The sequence below is a fragment of the Nocardioides caeni genome, from assembly GCF_004912195.1.
Taxonomy (GTDB): domain Bacteria; phylum Actinomycetota; class Actinomycetes; order Propionibacteriales; family Nocardioidaceae; genus Nocardioides; species Nocardioides caeni.
Genome location: NZ_STGW01000010.1, coordinates 42384 through 57795, shown reverse-complemented (window position 1 = coordinate 57795; position 15412 = coordinate 42384). Strand labels below are relative to the sequence as shown.

The following is a 15412-nucleotide window of genomic DNA, read 5'->3' as shown; positions in this document are numbered from 1 at the left end:
GCTTCCCCACACAGCGCCGGCGCCCTGCTCAGGTACCCCGCCCGGCGGGGGACAGCCTCAGCCTGTCGCGGCGATCTCCGTGGTGTGGCCGCCGCTGACGCGGCGGGGGGCGGACGTGGCCGGCTCGTCCTCGCTGTCGATCGAGCGGCGGAGGTCGCGCAGGATCCGCGCCAGCAGACGTGAGACCTGGGTCTGCGTCACGCCCAGGGAGTCGGCGATCTCGCGCTGGGTCAGCTGCTCGAAGAAGCGCATCCGCAGCACCTGCTGGTCGCGTGGCTTGAGCCGGTCGATCGCGGGCCGCAGCATGACCCGTGCCTCGGCGGCCGCCTCGCCGTCGCCACTCGTCGGGTCCTCGAGCAGGTCCGCCAGCCGCAGGTCGTCGTTGTCGCCGACGGTCACGTCCAGCGAGCGTGGGACGAAGCAGCCCTGCATGGCCAGCACGTCCATGACCTCCTCGGCCGGCACCCCCAGCTGGTCGGCGATCGACCTGCCGGTCGGCGTCTCGCCAGTGGCCGTCTGCCGGTCACTCTCGGCCCACACCAGCGGGCGCAGCTCCTGCAGTCGCCGGGGCGGACGCACCACCCAGCCGTGGTCGCGGAAGTGGCGGCGCAGCTCGCCGCGGATGCTGGGGACGACGTAGGACAGGAAGTCGCCGCGCTCCGGGTCGTAGTGGTGCGCCGCGCGGACGAGGGCGGCCTGGGCCACCTGCTCGAGGTCCTCCAGCGCGATGCCGCGATCGCGGTAGCGGCCGGCGATGGAGCGCGCCACGCAGACGTTGAGGAGGATGATCTCGTCGATCAGCGCAGAGCGCTCCTCGCGCCCCGCGTGCGGGACCTCGGCCCACAACTGGGCGGTGAGCCGCCGACGGTCCTCGCGACTGATGTCGTCGTAGGAGGTGGCAGAGGGGTGGGACTCATTACGAACCATGGCGCACTCCCGAGAGGGTGGGCGGGATGGCTCGCCGGTGGCTGCAGCGAGTGGGGAAGACACCTCCGACGAGCGGTGGTGTCGCCTCGAACCTAGTCCTGCTCGCGGGCAAATGACCAGACGTATGTTTCGGCCGCGCTCGGGCATCGAGCACTGAATGTGACCGCCGTTGTCGATCGCCGAAGCGACGGACTCAGCCGCCTCAGCCGCCTCATCCGCGGGGTCGCGCGTTGTCGGCCTGCGGCAAGCCGCCCTCGGCGACGATCTCCGCGGCGACGTCACGCAGCTTGGTGTTGCTCTCGCTCGCACGGCGCTCGAGCAGACCGAAGGCGGCGTCGGGGTCGATGCCGAAGCGCTGCATGAGGATCCCCTGGGCCAGCCCGATCCGGTGCCGTGACTCGACGGCCTCGTCGAGGCCGCGGGCGAGGCGGGTCAGGGCCAGCGCCTGCGCGGCGGGGACAGCGAAGAGCCGTGCGCGACGCAGGTCCTCCTCGCTCAACACCCCTCGCTCCCGGCAGTAGATGTTGATCGCACCGAGCGGCTCCGGGCTGCGCTGCCAGGGCGGTGCCTTCAGCTGGACACTGACGATTCCGTGCGCGCCGAGCTCGGCGACCTTCGGGCCCCACCGGGGCCATCGCGGGTCGGTCGCGGTGGAGGGCACGAGGAAAGGCTGGTCCTCGAGGGCCGACTCCATGCACGGGCCTTCGCCGAGCTCGTATTGCAGGGCGTCGCACTGTCCCGCCAGCTCGTCGGTCTCCGCCAACGTCTCCAACCGCCCGCGCCGCCGCCGGACGGTGAGGCTGCAGAAGTCGCCCGCCGGGACGGTGACCAGTGCCAGGCGGCACACGCGCTCGCCGGTGGCCTCCGGGTCGAGGTCGGGCAGCAGGTCGGCGCTCAGCCGCGCGAAGTGCGCTGCCTCCCGGGATCCCTCGTCCGTCATCCGCCCGCCTCGTGCGCGGCGCTCTCGGCGGTGGCAGGTCCGTCGGGCGTGGCGCCGCCCTCCGAGCTCCAGTCCGACGAGGCTCCCTCGTCGGTCTGCTCGTCGCCGTCCTCGTCACGCTGGTCGCGTGGGTCGTCGAGGTGCGGGTCGCTCTGCACGTCCTCGTCCGTCCCCGGGCGGCCCTGTGCGGTCTCCTGCGTCTCCGCTGCGTGCTGCTCCTGTGCGTCCATGGTGCTTCTCCTCTCGTGTCGGGCGTCGACCTGGAGGTACCCGTTGGCCACAGGGTCAGTCGAGCCGGCGCAGGGGCCGCACGGCGGGGCCCTCGATCACCCGGCCGTCGTCGGTGAACCGCGAGCCGTGCAGCGGACAGTCCCACGTGGACTCGGCGTCGTTCCAGCGCAGCGTCCCTCCGAGGTGGGTGCACACGGCGCGGACGGCACACTCGCCGGTCACGCCCACCGGGCGCGGGTCGAGGCCGTCGCGGCCGACCTGCCCCTCGACCTCTGCCGTGTCGTCGGGTGACACGGGGCGGATGGCTGCCCGGCCGAGGCGATCGGTCGCGACCACACCCGTGGCGAGATTGCGGCGCAGCAGGGACCAGGCAGCCGACGGACCGGCGACCCTTGTGACACCCCGCTCCAGCGGCCGCGCCCACTCGGGAGGAGCCCCGAGGATCGCGCCGGTGATGCGCAGGGACGCGGCCACCCCGTTGGCGAGCCCCCACTTGTCATAGCCGGTCGCCACGTGGATGCGGCCGAGGCCCCGCGGGAGGGCGCCGACGAAGGGGAGGCCGTCGTGCGACGAGTAGTCCTGAGCCGACCAGGCGTGGGTCTCGCGGGCGTCGGGGTACGTCGACCCGACCCACCCGCGCAGCTCGTCCAGCCCCTCGAGCTCGGAGCCGCCCCGTCCGACCACGTGGCCCGCACCGCCGACGAGCAGCACGCCGCCGGGAGCGTTGCGCAACGAGCGCGGGGTCGAGCCCGCGCTCAACATCATGCCCGGGACGGTCCCCGCGCCCTCGTGGGCCAGCAGGTAGGAGCGCTGCGCCTCGACCCGGGCGAAGTGCAGGCCGCGGTCGAGGATCGGCGTCCCCGTCGCGAGCACGACCTGTCGTCCCCGCAACCGCCGTCCGTCCTCGATCCGCACGGTCGGGCGCCGGGCCCACGACACGTCGACGACCCTGCTGTCCTCGGCGATGCGGCCCCCGCGCCTCTCGACCTCGACGGCGAGGGCCTCGACCAGTGCCATCGGGTCAAGCTGGAGCTGGTCCGCCAGCACCGCCGCCCCATGCACGTCGAACGGGACCTCGAGGCGGTCCTCCCACTCCAGCGGCAGACCGAGCTCGACACCGGCACGCAGCTCGGCCTCGACCCGCTCGACCTCGGCCGGCGTGGCGGCGTAGGTCATCGCGGGCGTGCGCTCGTGACGATCGACGGCGAGGTGCTCCTCGCAGAAGTCGGCGAGCCAGTCGAGCCCCTGCCGCTGCGCCTCCAGGTGCGCGCGGACGACGTCGCGGGGATGGCGCGCGAGCAGGCTCGAGAGCCGGGTGCCCTGCAGCAGCGACACCTTGCCGGTGTTGAGGCCGGAGGCCAGGGCGCCCACGCGACCCGCCTCGAGGACCAGGACCTGCTGCCCGGCCCGGGCCAGCAGCAAGGCGGTGCAGAGGCCCGTGATCCCCGCTCCGACGACGACCGTGTCGACACGGTCGGGCAGGTCGGTGCCGGGTCGCGGCGGTGCGGTCCGCTCCCAGGGCGTGCGGCTCATCGGTCGGCCTCCCACGGGTCGGCGAGGGGTACGTCGGAGGCGACCCGCACGCAGCGGCGCTCCCAGTCGAGCTCGACGCCCGGCCCGAGCTCGACGAAGCGCGAGCCCCGGTGCCACCACCGGATCACCGTGGCCACCAGCCACGGCCCACGCTCGGGGGAACGCTCGTAGCCGAGATAGGTGCCGGGCCGGCCGTGGCCGACGAGCAGCGCCGCGACGCGGGGCCGGTCGTCGGCGCCACGGTGCGACAGCCGGACGTCGAGGACGCGCAGGGTCCGGTCGGGCAGGAGCACGTCCATTTCGAGCAGGTCCCGCAACGTCCGACGGACGGGTTCGTGGGGACCGTCGGCGCGGGCGCGCACCAGTCCGTCGCGGGCGACCCCGAGCCGGATCTCGCTGGCGATCTCGTCGACGACGTCGATGTCGATCGCACTGGGTGTGGTGCGGCGCGCCTCCTGCGGCGCCATCCGCACCCACCGGTGGTGGAGCCAGGGGCTGACCCGCGGCAGCAGCGCCGCGAGACCGATCAGCAGCCCGGTCGGGACCAGCGCGCCGTCGGGATCCTCGGTCAGCTCGACGTCGTCGACCTTGCCAACGAGCAGACCGTCGGCGTCGACGATCTGTCGGTCGAGGAGGTGGAGCGCGGCGTCGTAGCCGCCGCGCGCGGTCATGCCGTGCCCATCTTCGTCACCACCATGAGGGGGATCGCGGCCAGCGACGCCACCACGACGAGCACGAGGTAGCCGCTGCCGAGTGCGTTGGCGAAGCGGCCGTTGGTGTGCTCGCCGAGGTAGTCGGGGTCGTTGGCCACGACCAGGATCGGAAAGTAGGTGAGCGGCAGCGCGACCGCCGAGAAGACCACCGACATCTCCGTCACCATGATCGGATCCACCGTGGTCATCAGCACTCCGGCCGCAAGGAGCACGAAGACCACGAGGCTGGCGTGGAACGAGCCCGCGACGGACGGTTTGACGTACTTGCCCCACTGCCAGCCGGCGTACTGCGCGAGGCTGTAGCCGGCCGACAGTCCCGTCTCGCACGCCGCGCCGAACGTGGCTGCGACGAAACCGACGATGGCGAGCGCGAGACCGACCTTGCCCAGGGCGACCGCGACCGGGAGACCCACCTGGCCCAGCGTCTCGACGGAGATGCCGAGCGGTCCGTAGACGACGGCCGCGGCACCGGCGATCGACAGGGAGAGGAGACCGCCGAGCGGGAAGCCGATCAACACGTTGGCGCGCATCGTGGGGATGTCCTTGACCGTCCAGCGCTCCTCGACGCCGCCGGAGGAGAAGAAGAACACCTCGTAGGGAGTCATCGCGGCACCGAAGAGCGCCACCGCGAAGAACGCGTACGTCGTCCACGCCTCCCCAGCCGGCTTGTCGGCCAGCGCGAGCTGGCGACCGAGGTCGCCCCAGTCGGGCTGGAGCTGCCAGAGCGCGACGCTGAACACGATGAGGGTGAGGCCGAGCAGTCCGAGGACGTTCTCCATCGCCGAGAACTTCGCGCGCCACAGGACCAGCCAGACCAGCACGGCGACGAGCGGCACCCAGGCGAGGTGGTGGATCGAGGTCACCAACTGCAGCGCCAGTGCCACGCCGCCGATCTCGGCGATGAAGGTCAGCAGCGTGACGGCCATGGAGCCGACGAGGTTGAGGAGACCGATCCGCGGGCCGAGTCGCTCCCGGACGAGGTCGAAGGTGGCGCGGTGGCTGACCGCAGCGATGCGTCCAGACATTTCGGCGAACACGCAGATCCCCAGCACGCCGATCACGACGATCCAGCCGAGGGACAGCCCGAAGCGCGCGCCGACCTGGGCGTTGGTGACCAGGTCGCCGATGTCGACGAAGCCGCCGATCGCGGTCAGGATGCCGAGCGCGACGGCCAGGTAGCGCTTCACAGCTGCCCCAGCATCGCGTCGAGCTGCCGCTGGACGTCCGCGAGGTCGGTGCGGACGATCGGGGCCGGCTCGGTGTCGCCGACGGCCGCCACCCGCGCGGCGCGGACGGCGTCGACGGCGCGGCCGAGCAGGGCCGTGACGTCGTCGGAAAGGCGACGGACCGGGGCGGGCGCCTGCACCGCGGCGAGGGACTCCTCGACCTTTCCCGCTGCCTCCTCGGCGTCGGCGAGCATCACCACGCCATAGGCCTGGGGCACCCGGTCGGCGGTGAGCTGCACCAGCACCAGCCGGGCCGCCTGGACCTCGCTCGACGCGTCCTCGACCGACTGGCGGGCCTGGTCGCGCCACGCCGACTCGTCGGGGGTGTCGACCACCGCGCAACCGGTCCAGGTGGTCAGGCCGACGGCGACCGCGAGAAGCGCGAGCAGGCCCCGGCCCGCCGCGCTCACCGGCGTCTCACCACCAGCGGGAGGCCGAGCCACAGGCTGCCGAAGAGCACGACCACGCTCGTGGCGGCGATGATCCCTGCCGTCGTACCGACCACGACGTCGAAGACGAGCAGGACGACCCCGGTGCTGACGATCGCGAGGCCGGCGAGCCCGACGCGGGCGCACTGGTGGGACGCGGCGACCAGCCAGTCGCGCTCACGCTGCCGGAACAGCACCCGGTGGAAGGACGCCGGCGCCACGATGACGCAGGTGGTGACGACCGAGCCGACCATCACGCACAGGTAGATGACACGCTGGGTGTCGTCGAGGTGCTCGAAGCGGTCGCTGAACGGCACGGTGAGCAGGAAGCCGGTCAGGATCTGCGCGCCGGTCTGCATCACCCGGAGCTCCTGGAGCAGCTCGTTCCAGTTGCGGGTCAGCCGCTCGGCCATCGACAGATCGCCCCGCGAGTCCTCCGTGTCGCCGTACTGCATCTCCACGGCGATGGAGGTACCCGCCCTGCCGCTCTCCACCCGCTGCGGGACGAGACCGATCGGGCACCCTCCACGGGGACTTCGCCCGACGGTCGGCGGGTACTGCCGTGGTCACCACGAACCCGATCAGAAGAGGAGCACGACCAGATGACCCAGTCCCGACAGATCGCCTTCCTCATCGCCCCCGAGGGCACCGAGCGGGTCGAGCTGACCGAGCCGTGGGACGCGGTGGCCGACGCCGGCCACCAGCCCGTGCTGCTGAGCACGCAGACCGGCTCGGCGCAGACCTTCGACCACCTCGACCGCGCCGAGGAGGTGGACATCGATGCGGTGGTCGCCGATGTCTCACCCGACGACTACGACGCGCTCGTCCTCCCCGGCGGGGTCGCCAACCCCGACGCGCTGCGGCTGGACGAGGACGCGGTGGCGTTCATCAAGGGCTTCGTCGAGTCCGGCAAGCCCGTCGCCGCGATCTGCCACGCCCCGTGGACGCTGGTCGAGGCCGACGTCGTCCGCGACCGGCGCCTCACCTCCTGGCCGAGCCTGCGCACCGACATCGAGAACGCCGGCGGCACCTGGGTCGACGAGCGCAGCGTCGTCGACGGCAACCTGATCACCAGCCGCAAGCCGGACGACCTGGCCGCCTTCACCGCCGCGTTGCTCGAGGCCGTCAACCACGGGGTCGACTCCGCGGAGGTCGCGACCGAGTGAGCTGACTGTGAGCTGACTCGGGCGCGGCCCGCTCAGCGCGGTGGCCCGATGTGGACGAGGACCCCGTCGGGCAGGTAGTCGCGGGTCTCGCGCACGACCAGTCCGGATCCGGACCCCCGACGGTCGAGTCGGTCGAGCAGGTCACGCACCTGCTCGACCTGCTCGTGGCTCCCGACCTGCGCGATCACATGGCCTCCGGGCAGCAGGTGGTCGAGGGCGACCTCCAGACCGGGGACCAGCTGCGTGGTGCCGTCCGGGCCGCCGTCGATCGCGCTCTCGGGGTCCTCGGGGAAGAGGTCCACGCGATCGGTCGGCACCCACGGCGGGTCCACCACGACCAGGGCCACCCGCTCCTCCGGGGCCAGGGCGTCCTCGACGCGGGCGGTCCGGACGTCGGCGGTGATCCCCGCTGCCTCGGCGTTGCGTCGGGCGTACGACGCCGCCACCTCGTCGCTGTCCACCTGGATCAGCGGCCGCGAGGTCAGGGCGGCAACCAGCAGCCCGATCTGCCCCGCGCCGCAGAACAGCTCGAGGACCGGACCGGCGGGACAGGCGGGCTCGACCGCGGCCGCCCAGTGGCTCTGTGCTGTCGTCCAGGGGCGCGGCTGCAGCACACGGCGGTCCCACGCGATCTCGAGACGCCCGAAGGTGGCGACCTCCTGCTGCGCGGGCTCCCCCGACTGCTTTGACTGCCCTGACTGCTCTGAGTGCTCGTGCTCGTCCGTGACCGTCGTCATGACGTGGGCGATACCCCGGACCGCGGTCACCATGACGGAGCATGGCGGTGGTTACATACGGTCGTGGCTGCCGCCAGGACCCGCAGGACGCGCGAGGGTGACGTCATCCCGCTGCGCGAGGCCACCCGCACGTGGTTCGCGATCTCGCTACAGACCTTCGGTGGTCCGGCCGGCCAGATCGCGGTGATGCAGAACAAGCTGGTCGACGAGAAGCGCTGGATCGGGCAGCAGCGGTTCCTCCACGCGCTCAACTACTGCATGCTCCTGCCGGGCCCCGAGGCCCAGCAGCTGGCCATCTATGTCGGCTGGCTCCTCAACGGCTCTCTCGGCGGGCTCATCGCGGGCATCCTGTTCGTCCTGCCCGGCGTCATCTCCCTGCTGGTGCTGTCGGCGTTGTACGTCGGCGCCGGCTCGACCGCCGTCGTCTCCGGCCTGTTCGCCGGACTCGCGCCGGCGGTGATCGCGATCGTCGTCCAGGCCGTGCAGCGGGTCGGCAAGCGGGCGCTGCACCATCCCGTCCTGGTCGCGATGGCGGTCGTCTCCTTCGTCGCGCTGACCGTCTTCCATGTCCCGTTCCCCGCGGTCGTGCTCGCCGCCGGGGTGCTCGGCTGGGTCGTCGGGACCCGCGTCCCGGCGTTCACCGCCAGCAAGGGTCACGGCGCCGACGACGACGGCCCTGCCCCGCTGATCAGTGACGACGCGCTGCACCATGACGCACCGTCGACCGCGCGGGGCCTGAAGATCCTGCTCCTCGGCCTGGTGCTGTGGTTCACGCCGGTGGCCGTCGCCGCGGCGGTCTTCAGCCGGGACAGCGTCTACGTCGACCAGGGCCTGTTCTTCTCCGGCGCCGCGGTGGTCACCTTCGGTGGCGCCTACGCCGTGCTGTCCTACGTCGCCCACCAGGCCGTCAACGTCTTCGGCTGGCTCAAGGCCGGGGAGATGGTGCGCGGTCTCGCCCTCGCCGAGACCACGCCCGGCCCGCTGATCATGGTGGTGCAGTTCGTCGCGTTCGTCGGCGCCTACCGCAACCCGGGACTGCTCGACCCCTGGGTCGCAGCGGTGGTCGCCTCGCTCCTGGTCACCTGGGTGACCTTCGTGCCCTGCTTCCTCTTCATCTTCCTCGGCGCGCCCTACGTCGAGCGGCTGCGCAGCAACCAGCACCTGACCGCCGCGCTGACCGGCATCACCGCGGCGGTCGTCGGCGTCATCGCCAACCTCGCGGTCTTCTTCGCGCTCCACAACCTCTTCGAGCGCTCCCGCACCCTCACCTGGGGCCCCGCGTCGCTCGACGTACCGGTCCTGTCGTCGTGGGACCCGGTCGCCTTCGCGATCACCGCCGTCGCGGTCGCACTGATCTTCGGACGCAAGTGGTCGACCCTGCGGACGCTGGGGGTGTGTGCGGTCCTCGGCCTCGCCTCGACGCTCGTCACCTGACGCCAGGGATCCCGATTCACGCTCAAACTGAGCGTGAGCGGCGCTCGGCAGCGCGTAGACTCCGACCATGACCGCCGCCGTCAGCCGTCTCGACCGGATCACCGTGGACCCGTCGATCTGCCATGGCGCGCCCACGATCCGAGGGATGCGCCTGCGCGTCCAGGACGTGCTTGGGCTTCTCGCCTCCGGCATGACGTACGACGAGATCCTCGCCGACTACGACGAGCTCGAGCGTGACGACATCCTCGCGGTGCTTGAGTTCGCCGCACTGGACTCCTCGGCCCGGCTGCAGCGCCTCGGGGCGTGACCTCTTTCCTGGTCGATCAGCAACTCCCCAAGGCGCTGGCGACCTTCCTGGCCGAGCATGGCCACGACGCGCGGCACATCAAGGACTATGAGCGCGGCACCACGATGCCGGATCCGGAGATCGCGCTCCTGGCCGACTCCGAGGATCGCTTCGTCGTCACCAAGGACGACGACTTCCGCATCACCCATCTCCTCGGCAAGCCGCCCGCGCAACTCCTCCACGTGACCTGCGGCAACATCTCGACCCGCGATCTTCTCGCCCTGTTCGACCAACAGTGGTCCGCGCTCGACGCCGCCTTCACGGCCTACCAGTACGTGGAGATCAACCGGGCGGGCGTGTTCGTCCACGACCGCCACTGACTGCGGCGACGTCCACGTCCGGTCACCGACTCAGTGGGTCGGGGCCGGGTCGATGTACGCCGGCGACGAGCCGTAGGCGAGGACTCCGACCGATCACGCCTCTTGGTTCGCCACCACTCGCCCCGCCCCATCCCCCGAGGCTTGGCGCACATTTCGACACATGAGCCGTTCGCGAATCCGCCCCAAACACAAAGCCCCAGGTCAGAGACCTGGGGCTGTTGTGCGCGAGGGGGGAGTTGAACCCCCACGTCCTTTCGGACACACGGACCTGAACCGTCTCGGGCTATGGCTGCGGGTGTTTCGCTGTCTGCCGCTCACTTGCTCTCAGTTGCCGTTTCCGCAGGTCAGGCGGCACCCGCGAGAGGTTCGGCGTTGCGGTCGGTCTCGATCGCTTCCCGACCGTTGCTCTCATTTCGTGTCCACGTCGTGTCCACCTCAGACCGCCGATTCGGCCACGACGTAGAGCGCGCTCTCGGTGGCCGCTGCCGCGAGGCTGTCGTCATCCGGGACCGCGTGGCTGTAGGTGCTCCACGTGATCGCCGGGTCCTCATGGCCGAGCACGCGGGCCACGGTCGAGACCGGGACCCCGCGCCGGAGCATCTGAGTTGCCGCGAAGTGGCGGCAGCCGTGGAGCCCCACGCGGGGCAGCCCGGCGCGCTCGCTCGCGGCGCTGAACCGCTTCGTGAGCCGGTCGGGGTGCACGGGCTGGCCGTCCGGCTCGGTGAACACGTGCCCCGTGTCGGTCCACGTGCCGGGCTCTGCCGCCAGCGCCGCCGCCCGCTGCTCGCGGCGGTGGGTGCGGAGCATGGCGACCGTGGACGGCCCTAGCGGCACCGAGCGAGCTGCCGCGTCCGTCTTGCCCGTGGTGCTGATCGCCGCGCCGCGAACGGCCGTCGTGGACCGCCGGACCTTGAGCGATGCGCCGTCAAGGTCCACGTCCCGCCAAAGCAACCCGGCCAGCTCGCCACGCCGGAGCCCCGTAGCCAGCGCGAGCGACCACAGCACCCTGAGCGGGTCCTCGGCGGCCGAGGCGAGGAAGGCACGAGCCTGCGCGTCGGTCCAGTAGTCGCCCTCCGACACGCGCCGTGTGTCCTTGGTCCGCTTGGGCAGTGCCTCGCGCGCCCGAGGGTCATCCGCCGGGTTGACCGTGAGCGCGCCGGAGGCGACGGCCCGGGCCAGCACCGCGCGCAACGCCCCGTGGACGTGCTGCACCGACTTGGGCGCGAGGCCGAGGTGATTCTCCGGGCGGCATCCGTGCTCGGCGCACGTGACCCCGGCCGTCCGGCACTTGCCCGCCCGCTTGCCGTGCCGCCGCAGGTCCAGATACAGGCGCTCGACGTGCTCGGGCCGGAGGTCGGAGACCTTGACCGAGCCGAGGTGCGGGTAGACGTGCGTCTCAAGCGCGGTGGTCCAGTTGTCCAGCGACGTGGCGCGCTTGTCCTGCGCCCGCTTGAGGTCCAGCCATGCGGCGCACGCGTCGCGGAGGCTCTGGCCCGACCGGACCGACACGCGGCCCCGGTCCTGCTCTGCGAGCACGTTGCGGAGGAACGCCGACGCCTCGCGCTTGGTCCGGAAACCCCGCTTGGACCGCTGGCGGCGCTGGCCGCTCGACCCTTCGGGCAGGTCCCACCTCACGCGCCACAGCGCGCCCGAGGCAGTCCGGTACTGCTCTACCGATCCGTTCACTTGCCTTCCTTCCCTCTGTTGGCCCGGCGGCCCTCGCCGCCGGATGCCTTGGTGGAGCGCCGTCGCCCGCTGGTGCGAGGCGGCACGTCGTCCGGGTACTCCTGCCGGGCTCGCCTGATCCACCCGTCTACGGTGCGAAGCGGACGCCCGAATCGTTCGGCGAGCGCGTGCCGGTCCAGCCCCTCGCGCATGAGGCGGGCGACCTCATCGAGCGGTGGAGGCGAGTAGCGACCGCCGTCCCCGCCCACGAGCCCGCCCGGGCGGACAAAGGTCAGCGCGTCGGGACCCCCTGCGGCCCGCGCTCGCCGGTCCTCCGCGACCTGGGCCAGCACCTCGCGACGTATCCGAGCGACCGGAACACGCTTGAGCACGTTGTCGTCAATCCAGCCCCGGACGACCACCTCAAGGTGGTCAAGGTCGCTGGTAGCGGGATCGACCGAAGCTCGGTAGGTCACGTCTCGGTCGTGGTCGTGGATCTGCGCGCCCGGCGAGCCGTGAGCCCCGGCGGTGGCAGCCGCCAATAGGTCGCGCACGACGCCGACGCTGAGCATCACGCGGGAGTCGTCCGGACGGCCCTCAAGGCGAGCAGATATCTCGCGGGCGACTGATCCGGGGAATGACGGAGGTTCGGCCGCTGGTCGAATCCAAGGACCTCGCGACCATCTGCTTTCAATCGGTGACATGTGCGCAGTCTATCGCACTAGATCATGCGCACTCTAGATGTCAGGGTGAACGCACTCGAGAGAAACCGAGCGCGACCGAGGACACGCCATGACTGCGACTGCACCAGTGACCGACCGGCCCGAGCTGCTGACTGCTGACGACGTGGCGGCCTACCTGCGCGTGCCGCTCCACACCGTCTACCGACTCCACCGGGAGAACCGTCTCCCTGGGCTCCGGGTCACGGCGAAGAACCTGCGTTGGCGACGCGCCGACGTAGACGCGTACCTGTCGGCCCTGGCCGACCACTGACCGCCGTCCGGGTCGGGCTTGCTGGTGATGCTCACCGGCCCGGACGGCGCACCACCGAAGGAAGCGGCCCCGCCCGTGAGATGGGCGAGGCCGCGAGAGCCGGAAAGGGGCTCGACGTGACGACAGTACAGACGTGGACCGCCCAGCGTCGCCAGACGTTCGGCGACTGGGGCAACGCCTGCATGACCGCGCTCGGTACACCGCTGTGGCCGCTGCACATCCAGCGCTGCGCCGAGTGCCGGGCGGTTCAGGCGCGCTGGGACCGTGAGACCGAGACTCGGGTCCGAGGTGGGGCATGACCGAGGCCGAGACGCTGGTGCGCGAGGCTCTGGCGGCGCTGCGGGCGGCCGACCTCGCGCACATGCGGGCCGCCGGGCTCGCGCCACACGAACAGGACGCCGCTGGCAATACGGCCGGGCTCTCCACCGAGAGGGCTCGGCCGTTCCCGTCTCCGGAGGTCGCCCGATGACCACCGCAGAGGACCGGCCGACCATGTACAAGCTCGATCCCACGGAGCATCCCGACCCGTTGTTGACGGCTGCCTCGGTGGCGGGCAACGGCTGGCCGGTGCTGGCGATCCGGCCCGGAACCAAGGCACCGCTTCACCACGGGGCAGGCGAGAACCACCGGAGCGCGTGGCTCACCACGGCCGCCGAGGTGGTCGCCTCGGCTGAGGACTACGCCGGTTCGTGCTGGGAGTGCTCGTGCCCGTCGTACGCGGCTCTCACGGGCCAGACCGGGCGCGGGTTGGCCGATGGGCTGGCGCTGGTCTGTCTCGACCTCGACGGCGAGCCGGGCGACCTCGCGGAGCTGCTGGCCGAGGCTGGGCCGGAGGCCGAGAACTGGGCGGCCGAGACTTTGCGGGTCCAGCGGTGCGACGAGCGCGCGCACCTGTGGGGCATCGCGCCCGCCGCCGACGTGCCGCCGACCGGCCGCCTCACCGAGGGACTGGAATGGCGCGGGACTGGCGGCTACGTCCTGCTGCCCGGGTCGCTGCACCCCTCGGGGATGCGTTACGCGATCACCGCCGGGCGGTTGGAGTTCACCGAGGGCCACGCGCCCGCCGGGGCGATCTACCGGGGAGTGACCGACCCCGACGACGACGGTTCGGCGTGCGTCGCCTGGGCATACCCGCTGCCCGTCCCGGAGTCGCTGCTCGCCGCTGTCGTGCGACGGCTCGACCGTCCCGACGAGCGGCCCGTGCTGCGGCTGCTGACTGGCGGCGCTGGCGACCTCGCTCCCGGAGCTGCCCGGATGCGTCTGGCCGGGGTGCTGTCCTGGCTCGGCTCGGCCGAGGTGGGTGAGCGAAACGACCGACTCAACAAGGCCGCCGGGCTGGCGGCCGGACTGCTGGCGCGGGTGCCCGAGCGCGAGCGTGTCGGCGACCTCGCGCCGGAGGTCTGGCGGCAGGCCGTTGCCGATGCCGGGGTGATGCTGGGACTCGACCGTCGGGAGGCCGAGCGGACGACCGCGAGCGGCTGGGACTGGGGAACTGACCACCCGACAGAGGACCGCGAGACCGAGCCGCCTGCCGTCGTGGTGCTCGACGACGCCGCCACAGTGCGCGAGCGCTTCCCGGTGCTCGACCTCGCGGCGCTGGTGGACCCTGACCGGCCGGTGCGGCGCTGGGTGTGGGCCGATGTGGTGCCCGAGGGCGATCACGTGTCGATCGTGGCTCCGGCCGGTGCGGGCAAGTCGCTGCTAGTGCTCGCCCTCGCCGTGGCCGCCGTGCGCGGCGCGGAGACGTTCGCGGGCCGCGCTCTCAGCCTCACGGGCCGCGTGTTCTACGTGGACATGGAGAACAGCGCCGATGACTGGTCCGAGCGGCTGACCGACCTCGGCGTGACGCCGGAGAACGTCGGCGAGCTGTCGCGGCTGCTGGTGTTCCACCTGCCCCGGCTGCGCGGACTCGACACCGAGGCCGGGGCGCGCGACCTGCTCGCCCTGCTCGACTCGTACGACGCCCGCGCCGGTGACGTGCTGGTGCTCGACTCGACCCAGCGCGTGACCGAGGGCGACGAGAACAGCAACGACACGTTGCGGCGGCTCTACGTCCACACCTCGGCGGAGGTGAAGCGGCGGGGGCTGACCGTGATCCGCACCGACAACACCGGATGGGACCGCACGCGCGAGCGCGGCGCGAGCAACAAGCGCGATGACGTGGGCTACTCCTGGCTGCTCACCCCCGACGAGCGCGAGCCCGGAGTGTTCACGCTGACCGAGGGCAAGCGCCGGGGCCGTCCGGGAGCCGTGGGCGGGCCGCTCACGATCCGGCGGCACATGGTGGGCGGGGTCCTGCGATTCGACCCGGCGCGCTCGACCTACGGCGAGACGCTGGCGCACGCCCGCGCGCTGCTCGCCGAACTGGGAGTGCCGGAGTCGGCCGGGATGAACAAGGCATGGACGAGCGTGCGCGAGGCCAAGGCCGAGCACGGGGACGGACCACGGTTCGCGGGCATGACCCGGGCCGTGGTCGAGCGAGCGCAGAGCGAGCGCGGGCGGTCGGTGGAGGTGGTCGCCGATGACTGCTGAGGCCATCCCAAGGGCTCGGGATGGGCTGCCCGGCGGGGCGGCCAGCTCGGCCTATCCGGGTCAGCTCGGGATGGGCCGGGATGGATCGCCCGGCCCGGCTGCGTCTGCGCTGGTCAGCGGCGGGTTTCGTCCATCCCGCCGCCTTCGGGATGGGTCGGGATGCCGACCGCCGGGGCGCACCCGAACAGCCCATCCCGCCATTCCCGCCCCCTTTAGGGGCG

Annotated in this window: 19 protein-coding genes; 8 read left to right on the top strand and 11 right to left on the bottom strand. The window is 72.0% G+C overall.

Translation table 11 applies throughout. From position 1 onward, the window contains the following. Positions 1-57: 57 nt before the first annotated feature. The 8 genes from E9934_RS14235 to E9934_RS14200 form a co-directional block, all read right to left on the bottom strand. Positions 58-927 (bottom strand): sigma-70 family RNA polymerase sigma factor, encoded by an 870-nt coding sequence (locus E9934_RS14235; RefSeq protein ID WP_136563560.1) that lies wholly within the window; start codon positions 925-927, stop codon positions 58-60. A 211-nt stretch (positions 928-1138) separates the two neighbouring features. After that, complete coding sequence (locus tag E9934_RS14230; protein WP_136563559.1) at positions 1139-1867, bottom strand: GAF and ANTAR domain-containing protein; 729 nt, start codon at positions 1865-1867, stop codon at positions 1139-1141. After that, positions 1864-2097: a hypothetical protein gene (locus E9934_RS14225; protein ID WP_136563558.1), complete on the bottom strand. Its 234-nt coding sequence runs from the start codon at positions 2095-2097 to the stop codon at positions 1864-1866. The genes E9934_RS14230 and E9934_RS14225 overlap by 4 nt, the downstream gene beginning before the upstream one ends. 55 nt (positions 2098-2152) lie before the next feature. Next, positions 2153-3631: an FAD-dependent oxidoreductase gene (locus tag E9934_RS14220; protein ID WP_136563557.1), complete on the bottom strand. Its 1479-nt coding sequence runs from the start codon at positions 3629-3631 to the stop codon at positions 2153-2155. After that, entirely contained in the window at positions 3628-4302 is a 675-nt protein-coding gene (locus E9934_RS14215) for a hypothetical protein (RefSeq protein ID WP_136563556.1), read from the bottom strand. Before E9934_RS14215 ends, E9934_RS14220 begins: the two co-directional genes overlap by 4 nt. Continuing rightward, positions 4299-5531: an NRAMP family divalent metal transporter gene (locus tag E9934_RS14210; RefSeq protein WP_136563555.1), complete on the bottom strand. Its 1233-nt coding sequence runs from the start codon at positions 5529-5531 to the stop codon at positions 4299-4301. The genes E9934_RS14215 and E9934_RS14210 overlap by 4 nt, the downstream gene beginning before the upstream one ends. Continuing rightward, positions 5528-5980: a hypothetical protein gene (locus E9934_RS14205; RefSeq protein WP_136563554.1), complete on the bottom strand. Its 453-nt coding sequence runs from the start codon at positions 5978-5980 to the stop codon at positions 5528-5530. The genes E9934_RS14210 and E9934_RS14205 overlap by 4 nt, the downstream gene beginning before the upstream one ends. Continuing rightward, positions 5977-6453 carry a DUF6328 family protein gene (locus tag E9934_RS14200; protein WP_136563622.1) on the bottom strand — a complete coding sequence of 159 codons (477 nt, stop codon included), beginning with the start codon at positions 6451-6453 and terminating at the stop codon, positions 5977-5979. Before E9934_RS14200 ends, E9934_RS14205 begins: the two co-directional genes overlap by 4 nt. A gap of 147 nt (positions 6454-6600) precedes the next feature. Here E9934_RS14200 and E9934_RS14195 point away from each other — a divergent pair, with 147 nt between their 5' ends. Continuing rightward, positions 6601-7164, top strand: coding sequence for a type 1 glutamine amidotransferase domain-containing protein (locus tag E9934_RS14195; protein ID WP_193556911.1), 564 nt, complete (start codon positions 6601-6603; stop codon positions 7162-7164). Positions 7165-7196: 32 nt separating this feature from the next. Here the strand turns inward: E9934_RS14195 and E9934_RS14190 are convergent, their stop codons facing one another. After that, a complete protein-coding gene (locus tag E9934_RS14190) occupies positions 7197-7901 on the bottom strand; it encodes a methyltransferase (RefSeq protein WP_136563553.1) in 705 nt (234 codons plus the stop codon). A 63-nt stretch (positions 7902-7964) separates the two neighbouring features. Here E9934_RS14190 and chrA point away from each other — a divergent pair, with 63 nt between their 5' ends. The 3 genes from chrA (at position 7965) to E9934_RS14175 (ending at position 10001) form a co-directional block, all read left to right on the top strand. Next, positions 7965-9335 (top strand): chromate efflux transporter, encoded by a 1371-nt coding sequence (chrA, locus tag E9934_RS14185; protein ID WP_136563552.1) that lies wholly within the window; start codon positions 7965-7967, stop codon positions 9333-9335. Between the two features lie 67 nt (positions 9336-9402). Continuing rightward, positions 9403-9642, top strand: a complete 240-nt coding sequence (locus E9934_RS14180) for a DUF433 domain-containing protein (RefSeq protein ID WP_136563551.1) — start codon at positions 9403-9405, stop codon at positions 9640-9642. After that, positions 9639-10001, top strand: coding sequence for a DUF5615 family PIN-like protein (locus E9934_RS14175; protein ID WP_136563550.1), 363 nt, complete (start codon positions 9639-9641; stop codon positions 9999-10001). The genes E9934_RS14180 and E9934_RS14175 overlap by 4 nt, the downstream gene beginning before the upstream one ends. 435 nt (positions 10002-10436) lie before the next feature. Here the strand turns inward: E9934_RS14175 and E9934_RS14170 are convergent, their stop codons facing one another. Beyond that, positions 10437-11687, bottom strand: coding sequence for a site-specific integrase (locus tag E9934_RS14170; RefSeq protein WP_136563549.1), 1251 nt, complete (start codon positions 11685-11687; stop codon positions 10437-10439). Next, entirely contained in the window at positions 11684-12241 is a 558-nt protein-coding gene (locus E9934_RS14165; protein WP_136563548.1) for a hypothetical protein, read from the bottom strand. The genes E9934_RS14170 and E9934_RS14165 overlap by 4 nt, the downstream gene beginning before the upstream one ends. Positions 12242-12458: 217 nt before the next feature. On the opposite strand from E9934_RS14165, the gene E9934_RS14160 reads away from it, so the two are divergent. The 4 genes from E9934_RS14160 to E9934_RS14150 all read left to right on the top strand — a co-directional run bounded on the left by E9934_RS14160 (position 12459) and on the right by E9934_RS14150 (position 15191). Next, entirely contained in the window at positions 12459-12659 is a 201-nt protein-coding gene (locus E9934_RS14160) for a helix-turn-helix transcriptional regulator (protein ID WP_136563547.1), read from the top strand. A 116-nt stretch (positions 12660-12775) separates the two neighbouring features. Continuing rightward, the gene (locus E9934_RS14155) at positions 12776-12958 is read left to right on the top strand and encodes a hypothetical protein (protein WP_136563546.1); all 183 of its coding nucleotides are present in this window, start codon (positions 12776-12778) and stop codon (positions 12956-12958) included. Next, entirely contained in the window at positions 12955-13128 is a 174-nt protein-coding gene (locus tag E9934_RS19670) for a hypothetical protein (RefSeq protein WP_158295009.1), read from the top strand. The genes E9934_RS14155 and E9934_RS19670 overlap by 4 nt, the downstream gene beginning before the upstream one ends. Beyond that, entirely contained in the window at positions 13125-15191 is a 2067-nt protein-coding gene (locus E9934_RS14150) for an AAA family ATPase (protein ID WP_136563545.1), read from the top strand. The genes E9934_RS19670 and E9934_RS14150 overlap by 4 nt, the downstream gene beginning before the upstream one ends. Positions 15192-15412 lie beyond the last annotated feature (221 nt).

Bases quoted from the DNA above. Each gene is read 5' to 3' on its own strand.
- E9934_RS14235 (WP_136563560.1), bottom strand. From the start codon at position 927: ATGGTTCGTAATGAGTCCCACCCCTCTGCCACCTCCTACGACGACATC.
- E9934_RS14230 (WP_136563559.1), bottom strand. From the start codon at position 1,867: ATGACGGACGAGGGATCCCGGGAGGCAGCGCACTTCGCGCGGCTGAGC.
- E9934_RS14225 (WP_136563558.1), bottom strand. From the start codon at position 2,097: ATGGACGCACAGGAGCAGCACGCAGCGGAGACGCAGGAGACCGCACAG.
- E9934_RS14220 (WP_136563557.1), bottom strand. From the start codon at position 3,631: ATGAGCCGCACGCCCTGGGAGCGGACCGCACCGCCGCGACCCGGCACC.
- E9934_RS14215 (WP_136563556.1), bottom strand. From the start codon at position 4,302: ATGACCGCGCGCGGCGGCTACGACGCCGCGCTCCACCTCCTCGACCGA.
- E9934_RS14200 (WP_136563622.1), bottom strand. From the start codon at position 6,453: ATGCAGTACGGCGACACGGAGGACTCGCGGGGCGATCTGTCGATGGCC.
- E9934_RS14195 (WP_193556911.1), top strand. From the start codon at position 6,601: ATGACCCAGTCCCGACAGATCGCCTTCCTCATCGCCCCCGAGGGCACC.
- E9934_RS14190 (WP_136563553.1), bottom strand. From the start codon at position 7,901: ATGACGACGGTCACGGACGAGCACGAGCACTCAGAGCAGTCAGGGCAG.
- E9934_RS14180 (WP_136563551.1), top strand. From the start codon at position 9,403: ATGACCGCCGCCGTCAGCCGTCTCGACCGGATCACCGTGGACCCGTCG.
- E9934_RS14160 (WP_136563547.1), top strand. From the start codon at position 12,459: ATGACTGCGACTGCACCAGTGACCGACCGGCCCGAGCTGCTGACTGCT.
- E9934_RS19670 (WP_158295009.1), top strand. From the start codon at position 12,955: ATGACCGAGGCCGAGACGCTGGTGCGCGAGGCTCTGGCGGCGCTGCGG.
- E9934_RS14150 (WP_136563545.1), top strand. From the start codon at position 13,125: ATGACCACCGCAGAGGACCGGCCGACCATGTACAAGCTCGATCCCACG.